The organism is Motilimonas sp. 1_MG-2023, from assembly GCF_030547455.1.
Taxonomy (GTDB): Bacteria; Pseudomonadota; Gammaproteobacteria; order Enterobacterales; family CBDFNC01; genus Motilimonas.
In genome coordinates, this window is the sequence record NZ_JAUOPX010000028.1 from 1 (window position 1) to 13,378 (window position 13,378).

The following is a 13,378-nucleotide window of genomic DNA, read 5'->3' on the forward strand; positions in this document are numbered from 1 at the left end:
TTGACATATTGATACCTGCTTAGTTACGGTGATCTTATCACCTCTAATCAGGTGGCCAAAATAGTTGTACCACTACACCCTTAGTAAAAGAATCTTCTGGAGGAATAAAAATGTCTGAGAGAGAAATAAAAGCTGATAATGGAAAAAATATAATACCCCATGCATAACAGCGGTCGACGATGCTTGGCGAACTATTCGTCGTTATCAATGCTAGAAGAAACCTATCAATTTTTCCTATGAACTTCATTACCATCACTCCTAAATCAGCTTTTCATCTGGGTTAGTAATCATATTTATCTTTTTGAGCCTGATGACGGTGCGTTGAAGAATTCTAAAACTCAGAAAGTCTTTAGACAGGCCAAGTGTCGTTAAAATTGTAAAACCAAATAAACCTATTCCAACTATTGCTCCCTCAATGCCGTTAGATATGCTGAGGTAAGCTAGAGAGAGTGAGCCTAAGAGCGCCATACCAATAGATACTACCAGTGAGTAGATAAATCCAAATTTATCCATTGAAGTGACTGCAATGCGCACCTTTTCACCATCAGTCCTTAGGTAGGGTTCAACGCGCTTCAGCTCGTGATGAGAAATGACGCCGAACTCATAAATTTTCATAAGCATTGCCATATTTTGCTTGGATGTTTTGATGCCTGATGCTAAGAAGAATATTTCCGCTTCTTTTATAGACTCTACGTAGCTGTTAAGTTGCTCACTTTGGATGTTAGTCAGGTCAAATGACTTGAGGCGCTTGAAGTACCTTTTAAGGTAGATGTCTTCATAGAAGCTAATTAAACCTGTGATAGTCTTGACGAGTAACCCTATGATAGCGACAGATAATCCTAATGTTGCAGCATAGGGGTGGCTAGAAATAATATCTGGGATTGATATATCCATATTACCTTTAGATGATTTTCTTTTTGTTGATTTTTATATCAGGTGTAGAAAGGAATTAATAGGTTTTATTTTTGAAATGCAACAAGAGCCGAGGATTGGTTTTTTGCTACACGCTCGCTACATTTGCCCCAAAAAAAGAAAAGGCCTGAGTGGTTACTAACCTCTCAGGCCTTGCTAAATTTGGTGGCCCCTCGCAGACTTGAACTGCGGACCTACCGATTATGAGTCGGGTGCTCTAACCAGCTGAGCTAAGGGGCCTAATTTTATTGTTGCTTTAAAAGGTTTGCAGAAGCGCTAACTTCTGTCTCGACATCCTTATCTTAGTTCAGCCAAATGAGCTGTAAACCTGCAAGATAAAAGGTCTGTTTATTCTTCTTATTAAGCGGGGGAGATTATATATAGCTAGTTAAGCTCTGTCTACTGCTGCAAAATCGTTTGCTGATTTTATAGTCAGTTTAGTGGTTTGACTGCATAAAATTGCTGCAAAGGGTGAATTAAGTTGCTTTTGTTGATGCTGTTTAACAGTCCGTGAGGCGGTTTTTTACAGGAGCAGGTGGGTGAGGTTGCTGGGTTAGTGCCATAGTTTGGTGACTAAATGTTAGGTAAAAAAATACCAGTCATTTGACTGGTATTTTTATCGATAAAGTAGGTTAGATATTATTCATCTAGGAAGCTGCGCAGTTGTTCGCTACGGCTTGGGTGGCGTAGCTTACGCAATGCCTTAGCTTCAATTTGACGAATACGCTCACGCGTTACGTCGAACTGTTTGCCTACTTCTTCTAAGGTATGGTCTGTATTCATGTCGATACCGAAACGCATACGCAGTACTTTAGCTTCACGAGCAGTTAGGCCGGCTAATACGTCGTTAGTCGCATTTTTCAGGCTTTCGCTGGTGGCTGAATCTACCGGTAGGTGGATCGTGGTATCTTCAATGAAGTCACCTAAGTGCGAATCTTCATCATCACCAATTGGTGTTTCCATGGAGATTGGCTCTTTGGCAATTTTCAGCACCTTACGGATCTTGTCTTCTGGCATGATCATGCGTTCAGCCAATTCTTCAGGAGTAGGCTCGCGACCCATCTCTTGTAGCATTTGACGTGAAATACGGTTCAGTTTATTGATGGTTTCAATCATGTGAACCGGAATACGTATGGTACGTGCTTGGTCGGCAATCGAGCGAGTGATTGCTTGGCGGATCCACCAAGTTGCATAAGTTGAGAACTTATAGCCACGACGGTATTCAAACTTATCAACCGCTTTCATTAGGCCGATGTTACCTTCTTGGATTAAATCTAAGAATTGTAGGCCGCGGTTGGTGTATTTTTTCGCAATTGAAATTACCAGACGTAAGTTTGCCTCAACCATTTCTTTTTTAGCACGACGAGCTTTCGCTTCGCCGATGCTCATGCGACGGTTGATGTCTTTAATGTCGGTAATATTCAGGCCTGTTTCTTCTTCAACAGATGCCATTTTAACGATACAACGTAAAATTTCGTCTCTTAGTACTAATAGTGCTGCACTGTGAGGTTTGCCTTCTGCGATGGCGTTTTCTAACCATGAGCGATCGGTTTCATTACCTGGGAAGATGGCAACGAATGACTTTTTCGGCATTTTACATTGGTCTACAACCATTTTAAGGATCAGACGCTCTTGAATACGTACTCGATCCATCATTGAACGCATGTTGCTTACCATACGGTCAAATTGCTTAGGCACTAGACGGAATTCTTTAAAGACTTCAGCCAGTACGATAATCGCTTCTTTTGATTCTTTACTTTGACGACCTGATTTAGCGATGATAGCTAATAAGTTGTCATGGGCTTCACGCAGAGCGGCAAATTTTTCTTTTGCGACTTCTGGATCGGGGCCTTTATCTGCTTCGTCTTCTTCTTCGTCATCGTCGTCGTCATCTAGGTCTTCATCATCGAGATCTTCATCTGATAATTCTGAACCTATGTGCGTCGCGGTAGGCGCTAAAGACTCTTCTTCGTTTGGATCGATGAAACCTGAGATAATATCACTTAGCTTGATCTCTTCCGCTTCAAAGCGGTCCCATTGCTCAAGTAGGTAGTGAATCGCTTCAGGGTACTCGGAAACCGAAGTCTGAACTTGGTTAATACCTTCTTCAATACGCTTAGCTATGTCAATTTCGCCTTCACGGGTTAACAGTTCAACTGTGCCCATTTCGCGCATGTACATACGTACTGGATCGGTAGTGCGACCTATTTCTGATTCAACCGAGGCGAGGGCTTGTGCTGCTGCTTCAGCGGCGTCCTCATCTGCGGTATCTTCCGAAAGCATAAGATCATCGGCATCAGGTGCGTTTTCTACTACCTGAATACCCATGTCGTTAATCATTTGAATAATATCTTCAATCTGATCAGAGTCGACAATGTCTTGGGGTAAGTGATCATTTACTTCGGCGTAAGTAAGGAAGCCTTGTTCTTTACCTTTGGTAACCAGAAGTTTTAACTGAGACTGAGGGGTTGGCTCCATAGACTCCATCCGATTAGGGGTTAAGGATTGGTGCAAAAATGCAAGGGCGCGATTATAATGCCTTTGCGCTGAATATGCTAGCTAGAAGGTGATAACTTTCTGCTTTGAATGAGCTCACTGAGCTGTTTTTTCTCTTCAAGGCTGAGTTGACCCGTTCTTGCTTTGGCTAGCAGTGCTTCTTCTTTTTGTTCGATATAAGTTGAAAGCAATTTATCTAAGGTGTCTAAAAACACCGCTTCAACTTGTGTTGCTTCAATATGATGGTCCCACATGGCTAATTTTGCCAGTTGATTACCTTCTTTTGTGCCTCGCCAGTCTTCAATAAGCTGGCCTGTAGTGATATGGGGCTGCTGCTGACACTTTTCAAGTAGTTGTGCAAAAAGAGTACTGCCCGCTAAGTTTAATTCCAAAATTTCAGGTAGTGGCGGTAATTCAGACGCTAGTTGTGGAAACTGAACCACTAAGGCAACCGCAAGGCGCATCGGCGTTATTTTTTGTTGTGTTGCGCGCACTGTTTTTTTTGTGTTGTCTTTATCTTCTGACTCTGGCAATAATTTTTCTAATCCGGCTAAGTCGATCGCCAGTAAGTTAGCTAATTTTTCCCGCATCATGTGAGAAAATACGCTACTTGGTAGCTTTGCGATCAATGGCATTGCCAGCTGTGCAAGTTTGGTTTTACCGTCGCGCGAGCCCATGTTCACTTGTTGTAGCAGGTTTTCAAATAAAAACTCTGACAAAGGTGTGGCTTGCTCTAAGCGTTGCTCAAAAGCTTCTTTACCTTCTTGGCGCACCATTGAGTCAGGGTCTTCGCCATCGGGTAAAAACATAAATTTTAATGATTTACCATCTTGTAACAAGGGTAGAGCATTTTCTAGTGCCCGCCAAGCTGCCGCGCGACCGGCTCTGTCGCCGTCATAACAACAAATCACTTCGTCGGTGGTGCGAAACAGTGTTTGTAAGTGCTCTGGTGTGGTGCTGGTGCCAAGTGATGCTACCGCATAATCAATACCAAATTGTGCCAGTGCTACAACGTCCATGTAGCCTTCGACCACTAATATTTTTTGTACGTCTTTGTGGGCTTTTTTGACTTCATAAAGGGCATAAAGTTCCCTGCCTTTATGAAAAATCGGGGTTTCTGGTGAGTTTAAGTACTTTGGTGTGCCATCACCTAATACACGTCCACCAAAACCGATGACACGGCCACGGCGATCGCGAATGGGGAACATAATTCGGTCACGAAAACGGTCGTAGCTACCCCCGTTTTCTTTGGCGATAAGCATGCCGCCTTCAATGAGTTGCTCTTGCGCTTCTTTGCCGATGGCGAAGCGTTTTCTTACTTCATCCCAACCATCAGAGGCAAAACCAATGCCGAATTGCTGGCAAACTTCACCGCTTAAGCCACGCCCTTTAAGGTAATCAATGGCTTTTTGGCTATGGGCTTGACCGCGCAGTTGTTGCTGATAGAAACGGGTAATTTGTTCCATCAGTTCGTATAAGTCTTTTTTGCCTTGAATTTGTGCGGGAGTGGGCGCTGGGCCGGCGCTTTTTTCACGCGGCACTTCAAGGCCATGCATACTGGCTATTTCTTCTATGGCATCAGGAAATTCAAGGCCATCATATTCCATAACAAAGCTAATGGCATTGCCATGCACACCACAACCAAAACAGTGGTAAAACTGTTTACTTTGGCTAACGGTAAAAGAGGGAGATTTTTCGTTATGAAAGGGGCAGCAAGCCTGATAGTTTTGGCCCGCTTTTTTCAGTTTGACTCGGCTGTCGATGAGATCAACGATGTCGGTTCGAGCTAAAAGGTTATCAATAAAATCGCGTGGGATCCTGCCTGACATAAACCCTCTAATAAAGCTTTGTTAAAAGCTCTAAAATAAACAAGCCGCACTCTTTCGAAAAAGGCGCGGCTTGTTCTGCTTTCGCGTAAATACGGATTAAGAAAGACTGGCTTTAATTTTGCCGCTCACTTGTCCCATATCTGCTCTACCTTGAATCTGGCTTTTTATCGCCGCCATCACTTTGCCCATATCTTGCATTCCCTGAGCACCAGTAGATTCCAGTGCTGCAGCGATAATGCCGTCCACTTCTTCCTCAGTAAGAGGTTGAGGTAAGAATTCTTGCAAAACACTAAGTTCTTCAGATTCTTTATCGACAAGGTCTTGACGATCTGCTGCTTCAAACTGCGCGATGGAATCTTTACGTTGTTTAACCATTTTGGTTATCACAGCAATAATGTCATCGTCAGATAACTCAATACGGTTATCGACTTCGCGTTGCTTAATTTCGGCCATCAACATGCGGATAGCGCCCAAACGAACTTTGTCTTTTGCGCGCATTGCTGCTTTTTGTTGGTCTTGCAACTTCTCTTTCAAGGTCATTACGAACGCCTTATTAGTAAAGACGAACGCGACGCGCGTTTTCGCGAGCTAGCTTTTTCAAATGACGCTTAACTGCAGAAGCTTTAGCGCGTTTACGAACAGTAGTAGGTTTTTCGAAGTACTCACGACGGCGAACTTCAGAAAGGATACCTGCTTTTTCGCATGAACGCTTAAAGCGACGTAGTGCTACATCAAACGGTTCGTTTTCACGTACTTTTATTACTGGCATATGCCCATCACCTCAGGGTGTTATGTTAAGCCGGTCGTAGATTGACCAGTCTGTTTAAAAATGGTGCGGAATTTTAATCTGATTAGGGGGCATTTGTAAACCCTGTTTAATTGTCTCTGGTGAAAAAAGACGATAATAGTTAAACTAGCCGCGCTTTCAGAGGAGTAAATATGCGTATTTTAGGGTTAGAGACATCGTGTGATGAAACCGGTGTGGCCATTTATGATGATGAGCAAGGCTTATTAGCTCATCGTTTGTACAGCCAAGTCAAGTTACATGCCGATTATGGTGGCGTGGTACCTGAGTTAGCGTCACGTGATCATGTCAGAAAAACCATCCCTTTGATAAAAGAAGCGTTGGCAGTGGCTAATTGCAGCAAAGATGATATTGACGGTATTGCGTTTACTGCAGGCCCAGGATTAGTTGGCGCATTGTTAGTGGGCGCAACGATTGGCCGCAGTTTAGCTTATGCTTGGGGTGTGCCTGCTGTTGCTGTACATCATATGGAAGGCCATTTGTTGGCACCTATGCTCGAAGATGATCACCCTGAGTTTCCGTTTCTTGCCCTGCTGGTTTCCGGTGGCCACAGTATGATGGTGAATGTGCAAGGCATCGGTGAATACGAAATCTTAGGTGAAAGCGTTGACGATGCTGCCGGTGAAGCTTTTGATAAAACAGCCAAATTAATGGGGTTAGATTACCCAGGTGGGCCATTATTGGCGAAACTGGCTGAGTTAGGCACACCCGGCCGCTTTAAGTTTCCAAGACCGATGACCGACAAGCCGGGGTTAGATTTTAGCTTTAGTGGTTTAAAAACCTTTGCCGCCAATACCATTCACCGCGAAGGTGATGATGAGCAAACTCGCGCCGATATTGCTTATGCCTTTCAAGATGCGGTGATTGATACCTTAGGGATTAAATGCCGCCGTGCACTAGATCAAACGGGTCTTAAATCATTGGTGATCGCGGGTGGCGTCAGTGCTAACCAGCAATTGCGTGCGCAACTTGAAGTGATGATGCAAAAGCGCAATGGTCGGGTGTATTATCCACGTCCTGAATTTTGTACCGATAACGGCGCCATGATTGCTTATGCGGGGATGCAGCGCTTAAAAGCCGGGCAATTTGAGCCGTTAGGTATTCAAGCTAAGCCTCGTTGGCCAATTGATACTCTTGTTCCTCTGACGAAGTAAGAAAACTAACCTGATTTGTAAAAAGGATGCTTAAGCTACTCTTGAGCATCCTTTTTTGTTTCCTGCTTGTCCGTGTCTGTTGATTTATTCATTGAAAACTTACGCCAAATTTTTAGTTCGGTGCCGTTGTACAAACGAGCGATGTTTTCATGGTGGCGAAGGATCACTAAGCAGCCCAGCATCGATACCGGTAGGGTGTATTCGGGTTTAATAAAATAGGTAAACACCGGCGCGGCGAGGGCGGTAACAATGGCGGCTAAAGATGAATAGCCACTAAGGGCAACCACCAACAGCCAGCAGCCGACGAGCAAACCTGCGACATCCATGCCCAAAGGCAACATCGCCCCCATGGAGGTGGCGACGGCTTTGCCGCCTTTGAAGTGAAAAAAGATCGGGTAGATATGCCCTAAACAGGCTGCAACGCCGACTAAACCGATGTAAACCGGTTCAAATCCTGCCCAGTAGGCACAGTAAACGGGAATGGTGCCTTTCAATAAATCAGCCAGTAATACCCAAGCAGCGGCTTGTGGGCCGCCGAGCCTAAGTACGTTGGTCGTTCCGGGATTATTTGAGCCGTGAGCGCGGGGATCGGGAAGTTTTTTCAAGCGACAGATCAACACTGCACTGGAGACTGAGCCTATCAAGTAGGCTAAAAAAATAAAAATAATGACAGTGGCAGTCATAAATTGCTGTTTTTCCTTGTCTGCTTTTGCGCTATTATCGCCGCTCTTTTTACTGCTTACCGATAATACGCTTAATTATTGGGCGGCGGTAGCCCTAAACGGGCAAAAAAATCAACCATATCAGGAATGCAAATGGATCGCGTATTTATTAACTCACTTGAAGTCTTATCAACCATTGGGGTTTATGAATGGGAAAAAACCATTAAGCAGAAGCTGGTATTTGACCTGGTTTTAGCCTTTGATAATCGCCCTGCTGCCGCCAATGATGACATTAATTTAGCGTTAGATTACGCAGTGCTGTCACAGCGAGTGGTTGAATATGCGCAAAGCAATGTGTTTGAACTACTTGAAACCATGGCCGAGCGTGTCGCTGCGCTGATTTTAGATGAATTTAATGTGCCAGGCTTGCAGCTTACCTTGAGCAAGCCAGGCGCTGTTGCGATGGCGGCTAACGTGGGCGTGCAGATTACCCGCGGTGATTTTTATGGCTCGTCTGCGCAAGGCAACCAAGGGTAATGGCACAGATTTATATCAGTGTTGGCTCCAATATTGAACGAGAGCGTTATATTCAAGCGGGCATCGATGCCATGGCGGCTTTATTTGGCCCGTTAACACTTTCTTCTGTATTTGAAAGTGAAGCCGTCGGTTTTAACGGCACTGCTTTTTATAATTTAGTGGTGGGCGCGCAAACAGAGCTCAGCCCTCAACAAGTGGCTTTACACCTAAAAGCCATTGAGGTGGACAATGGCCGAAAGCCTAATTCACGCAAATTCTCGCCGCGAACTTTAGATCTTGATCTGCTGCTTTATGATGATTTGATCACCGATGACGGCGTGCAGCTGCCGCGAGACGAAATTCCCCACAACGCCTTTGTTTTATGGCCTTTGGCCGAGTTAGCGCCAGAGCTGATTCATCCAGTATTAGGCCAAAGTTACGCATCTCTTTGGCAAGCTTATGATAAATCGTCACAATCTTTGTGCAAAATCCCTTTCATTTGGAATACTTCGTTAAGGAATAACTAGCATGACTCTGCTTGAAATTATCGTTCTGGCAATCGTTCAGGGCTTAACTGAATTTTTACCTATCTCTAGCTCTGCGCATTTAATCTTACCTTCGCAAATTTTAGGTTGGCAAGACCAAGGTTTAGCCTTTGATGTGGCGGTGCACGTTGGCACCTTGATTGCGGTTGTACAATACTTTCGCCGTGAAGTGAGCACCATGGCGGTGGCTTGGACCGGCTCTGTGTTGAAAAAACAGCATAACCAAGACAGTAAATTAGCTTGGTGGATTATTTTGGGGACGATCCCAGCGGGGTTATTTGGTTTACTTGGTAAAGATTTTATTGAAACCTATTTACGCAGCGGTTATGTCATCGCCACTACGACCATCGTATTTGGTTTGTTACTGTGGTTTGCCGATCGCATTGCCAAGCAGCAAGTAACAGAATATCAGTTGGGTTGGAAAACAGTGTTGATTATTGGCTTAGCGCAAGCGATGGCGCTTATTCCGGGGACTTCTCGCTCTGGTGTCACTATGACGGCTGGGCTGTTTTTAGGCATGACACGCCAAGCAGCTGCGCGTTTTTCTTTCTTGCTCTCTATCCCTCTGATTTTTTTAGCTGGCAGTTATTTAACCTTTAAGCTAGCTGCATCGGGTGAAGCGGTTGATTGGTTCTCGATGACGGTGGGGGCGGTGTTAGCTTACTTCAGTGCGCTGATTTGTATCACTTTCTTTTTGAAGGTTATTGAGCGCATGGGCATGATGCCATTTGTGATTTACCGCTTATGCTTAGGCGTAGCGCTGTTTGTGGTGTTGTCTTAATACTATTTGGGCGCTAGTCCAAGCTGACTAGCGCATTTTGGCAATGGTTCCTTGAGTTGAGCTTTGTTGTTGAGATTGACGCCAATTAGAGCTCATTCTGCTGGTTTTGAGTGATAAAGCTATTCAACGTTTGAATTCGCTCTTTAGCTAATTGCTGTTTAATTTCTAAGCCTTTAAATCCCGCCGCCACAATCGGCTTTACATCCACTTGTTGAGCGGCTTGATAGGCTTGAAACAAGTAATCTGCTTCGGCATAGGGTTTGTCTTCAAAGCCTAATCTTCCGGTTAAATCTGCTTTACAGGTAAGCAGCAGTTGCTCAAATCGTTGTGGCTTTCGCCACGCGTCAGCTTGATCTAATAGCTCGAGTATTTGCTCAGCAGTTAAGGCAAACGCGCGGTGTACGGTGCCGTGCACTTGGCTCATGATTAACGCTAAATCACGACAGTCATTGGGCACTTTGCAGCGCTGACACATGGCTTTAATCACCGCTAATCCCTTAATGCCATGATGCTTATGACTGGGCCATAAGTCAGGGTCGGTTAAGGCTTTGCCAAAGTCGTGGCATAGGGCGCTAAAGCGCACTTCTAAATCTGGAGAGAGCAGTGCCGCTTGTTCTATCACCATTAACGTGTGTACCCCGGTATCTATTTCTGGGTGCCATTTTTTCGGGCCAGGCACGCCGAATAAATTATTAAGCTCTGGCAGTAAGATTGGCAGGGCTTGGCAATCTTTTAAAACCTGAAAAAACACTTGCGGAGAGTCGCTAAGCAAGGCACCAGACATTTCTTGCCAGACGCGCTCTGGGGTGAGGTGCTCCAACTCACCGTTAAGGCTTAGTTGCGTCATGAGGGCTAAGGTTTCGGCTGCAATGGTAAAGCCTAGCTTATGATAACGGGCGGCAAAGCGAGCGACACGCAGCACTCGCAGGGGGTCTTCGCTAAAAGCAGGAGAAATATGGCGTAAGACTTTATCGTTAAGATCCCTTTGGCCATTGTAGGGATCATGAATTTGGCCATTTTCATCTTGCGCCATGGCATTGATGGTTAAATCGCGGCGCAGTAAGTCTTGCTCTAAAGTCACGTCTTGCGCGAAGTAGCAGGCAAAACCTGTGTAACCCGCGCCCGTTTTACGTTCAGTGCGGGCAAGGGCATATTCTTGCTTGGTTTTTGGATGTAGGAATACTGGAAAGTCTTTACCTACTTGCTGATAACCAGATGCGATCATTTGTTCTGGGGTTGCACCAACCACCACGTAATCTCGGTCTTTTACTTTTAAGTTCAAAAGGCTATCGCGAACCGCGCCGCCAACAAGATATATTTGCACAAGCCATCCTCATTGCTCAAGTTCTCTGATTATACCCAATCAACCTGAAGATGCTTGGTTTCAGTAAGATTTTACACGCGTTTAGGCAAGGCATTGATTGCAGGTAATGCCTTCCCCCTTATCAAAATCAATAACACAGCATAAACGCGTGTAAAACTTATCCATTGGGAGCCCGTCGTGTTTCCCTGATTTAAAATCCAGCGTGTTGTTACGCTCATTTAACAGGCGCCTACATTCCTGTATGAGGGAGCCTAATATTGAAAACACGGCAGTGCTCTGAAACATGCATCCTCAAGTTGATTGGGTATGTACCCAATTGTGCTCAGGTATTAGTACATGTCTTACAGTTGCTAGATTAGCTTGGCGTATTCAAATGGGTGTTTGTTACTGCAAAGATAATTTTTCCATTTTTCGACTGCAAGCTCGAGGAGAAGTCGGAAAAGATATGCGCCTCTGCGCAAAACTGAAATTCTCTGCCTGCTTCGTTTTGGTAAAATCGCCCGCTCTGCTATAGTGGGCGTCCACTGGATGGATGCAGCTAGACTATGTACACAGAGTTTTTTGGATTAAGAGAAAGTCCCTTTTCAATCGCCCCTGACCCAGATTATCTTTATTTGAGTGATCGGCATAAAGAAGCGTTAGCGCATTTAATGTATGGATTAAATGGCGGCGGTGGTGGGTTTATCTTGTTAACGGGTGAAGTTGGCACTGGTAAAACAACAGTTTGTCGCTCTTTGTTGCAAGAGCTACCGGATCGCACTGAGCTGGCGTTTATACTCAACCCTGCGTTAACAGAGCTTGAGCTGTTGGCGACTATTTGTGATGAGTTTTCGATTGAATACGACCACAACGCGCCAAGTTTAAAGCATTTATTTGATGTGATTGCGGCCTTCTTACTCAGCAATCACCAACAGAACATGAATTCTGTTCTACTGATTGACGAGGCTCAGTTACTTAACCCCAATGTATTAGAGCAGCTTAGGTTGCTAACTAACCTCGAAACTGACCGCAAAAAACTATTACAAATTATTTTGATCGGTCAGCCCGAGCTGCAACAGCTGCTGAAAAAAGACGAATTGCGCCAATTAGCGCAGCGGATCACCGCGCGTTATCATTTATTGCCGTTGAATATGATCGAAGTGTGTAATTACATCCGTCATCGCTTGCAAGTGGCGGGTTGTCAGTTACCCATCTTTAGTAAATCCAGCCTCAAAGAAATTCATCGTCAAAGTGGCGGTGTACCAAGGCTGATCAATTTAATTTGTGACCGGGCATTGTTAGCCGCTTTTGCTAATAGTGATCATACTATTACGCCACTATTGATTAAGTCGGTTGCTAATGAAGTGCGTGGCGATGGCGCGGTAGAAAGCTTGAACGCTCGGCCATTTATTTATGGTGCCATTGCGCTGTCGGCTGTTTTACTGGGCGTATTAACGCTGCCTTACATGTCTGGCCCTGCCAATGTCAGTGAGGATGAGTTATTAGCTGTGGTGACGGGCGAGATAAGCCCTGCACCAGAGCTAATCGAAAATGTTGATGATGTGGTGGCTCAAGCGCTAGCGCAAGGGCAATTGAATGCGCAAGAGACTGAGCAAGAGGAAGAACAAGAAACCGAGCTTGATGGTGACGCAGAGCCAACCCAAATAGTGGCAACCGTTAATAATACCATTAGCATGGCGTCTGAAACGGTTGCGTCAAAGAAACCGGCTAAAGCAGGCGTTGATCAAACGCCAAATGACTTAAAAATTCAGCGCCGATTAGAAAAAGTGGTGGTGGATAGTCGCGAGCCCGAGGCCGCGATGCAGAACCTGTATAAAGTGTGGGGTTACGAAGTACCATTACAGCAGGCTACCTGTGAGCGCGCGCGAGCGGCTGGCTTACATTGCTTAAACAGTAACGGCAGTATTCGTACCTTAAAAGAGATGAACCATCCCGCAGTGGTTAAGATGTATGATAAACGTAACGACGTCTATTTTGCCACCTTGATTGCGCGAGATGAAAAAGGCTTTGAATTATTGATAAACACGCGCCGAGTTAAGGTGAGTGAGTCGTGGTTTAACGCCCATTGGAGTGGGGCTTACACCTTGTTCTGGCAAGCGCCGACAGGTTACGAAAAAGCCATTGGCTTTGGCGCCCGAGGGGCTGCGGTGCAATGGTTAGATGATAGTTTAGCAAGTGTGCTAGGCCATTCAATGCGTAATGCTCGTGAGTTTGATTATGAACTACAAGATAGAGTGATGCGGTTTCAAGATCAACATCACCTTGAAGCGGATGGAATAGCAGGAGTGCAAACTATTCTTAGGTTGAACTTAGCGGTGAATAATACAATGCCGAAACTTAAGGTCGAGGGATGA

The 13,378-nt window shown here is 45.0% G+C and carries 12 protein-coding genes and 1 tRNA gene; 5 read left to right on the top strand and 8 right to left on the bottom strand.

What is annotated here, in order from left to right; genetic code table 11:
• Positions 1-258: 258 nt before the first annotated feature.
• From Q4519_RS14340 to rpsU, 6 genes are all read right to left on the bottom strand, one after another.
• The gene (locus Q4519_RS14340) at positions 259-894 is read right to left on the bottom strand and encodes a hypothetical protein (protein ID WP_303513345.1); all 636 of its coding nucleotides are present in this window, start codon (positions 892-894) and stop codon (positions 259-261) included.
• Between the two features lie 181 nt (positions 895-1,075).
• Positions 1,076-1,152 (bottom strand) — tRNA-Ile (locus tag Q4519_RS14345).
• 399 nt (positions 1,153-1,551) lie between these two features.
• Complete coding sequence (gene rpoD, locus Q4519_RS14350) at positions 1,552-3,399, bottom strand: RNA polymerase sigma factor RpoD (protein WP_282561128.1); 1,848 nt, start codon at positions 3,397-3,399, stop codon at positions 1,552-1,554.
• Positions 3,400-3,467: 68 nt separating this feature from the next.
• The gene (gene dnaG, locus Q4519_RS14355) at positions 3,468-5,237 is read right to left on the bottom strand and encodes a DNA primase (RefSeq protein ID WP_303513348.1); all 1,770 of its coding nucleotides are present in this window, start codon (positions 5,235-5,237) and stop codon (positions 3,468-3,470) included.
• 96 nt (positions 5,238-5,333) lie between these two features.
• Complete coding sequence (locus Q4519_RS14360; protein ID WP_303513351.1) at positions 5,334-5,777, bottom strand: GatB/YqeY domain-containing protein; 444 nt, start codon at positions 5,775-5,777, stop codon at positions 5,334-5,336.
• Between the two features lie 13 nt (positions 5,778-5,790).
• Positions 5,791-6,006: a 30S ribosomal protein S21 gene (gene rpsU, locus Q4519_RS14365; protein ID WP_119912023.1), complete on the bottom strand. Its 216-nt coding sequence runs from the start codon at positions 6,004-6,006 to the stop codon at positions 5,791-5,793.
• Positions 6,007-6,176: 170 nt separating this feature from the next.
• On the opposite strand from rpsU, the gene tsaD reads away from it, so the two are divergent.
• Positions 6,177-7,196, top strand: a complete 1,020-nt coding sequence (gene tsaD / locus Q4519_RS14370; protein WP_303513360.1) for a tRNA (adenosine(37)-N6)-threonylcarbamoyltransferase complex transferase subunit TsaD — start codon at positions 6,177-6,179, stop codon at positions 7,194-7,196.
• 35 nt (positions 7,197-7,231) lie between these two features.
• Here tsaD and plsY read toward each other — a convergent pair whose 3' ends face one another.
• Entirely contained in the window at positions 7,232-7,879 is a 648-nt protein-coding gene (gene plsY, locus Q4519_RS14375; protein WP_303513363.1) for a glycerol-3-phosphate 1-O-acyltransferase PlsY, read from the bottom strand.
• A 132-nt stretch (positions 7,880-8,011) separates the two neighbouring features.
• Here plsY and folB point away from each other — a divergent pair, with 132 nt between their 5' ends.
• From folB to Q4519_RS14390, 3 genes are read left to right on the top strand one after another with little or no spacing between them, the layout of a single operon-like run.
• Entirely contained in the window at positions 8,012-8,395 is a 384-nt protein-coding gene (gene folB / locus Q4519_RS14380; protein ID WP_303513366.1) for a dihydroneopterin aldolase, read from the top strand.
• Positions 8,395-8,901, top strand: coding sequence for a 2-amino-4-hydroxy-6-hydroxymethyldihydropteridine diphosphokinase (folK, locus tag Q4519_RS14385; protein WP_303513369.1), 507 nt, complete (start codon positions 8,395-8,397; stop codon positions 8,899-8,901). The genes folB and folK overlap by 1 nt, the downstream gene beginning before the upstream one ends.
• Position 8,902: 1 nt before the next feature.
• Positions 8,903-9,700, top strand: a complete 798-nt coding sequence (locus Q4519_RS14390) for an undecaprenyl-diphosphate phosphatase (protein ID WP_303513372.1) — start codon at positions 8,903-8,905, stop codon at positions 9,698-9,700.
• A gap of 85 nt (positions 9,701-9,785) precedes the next feature.
• Here the strand turns inward: Q4519_RS14390 and Q4519_RS14395 are convergent, their stop codons facing one another.
• On the bottom strand, positions 9,786-11,024 hold the full coding sequence (locus Q4519_RS14395; protein ID WP_303513374.1) for a multifunctional CCA addition/repair protein: 1,239 nt from the start codon (positions 11,022-11,024) through the stop codon (positions 9,786-9,788).
• 545 nt (positions 11,025-11,569) lie between these two features.
• Here Q4519_RS14395 and Q4519_RS14400 point away from each other — a divergent pair.
• Entirely contained in the window at positions 11,570-13,378 is a 1,809-nt protein-coding gene (locus Q4519_RS14400) for an ExeA family protein (RefSeq protein ID WP_282561127.1), read from the top strand.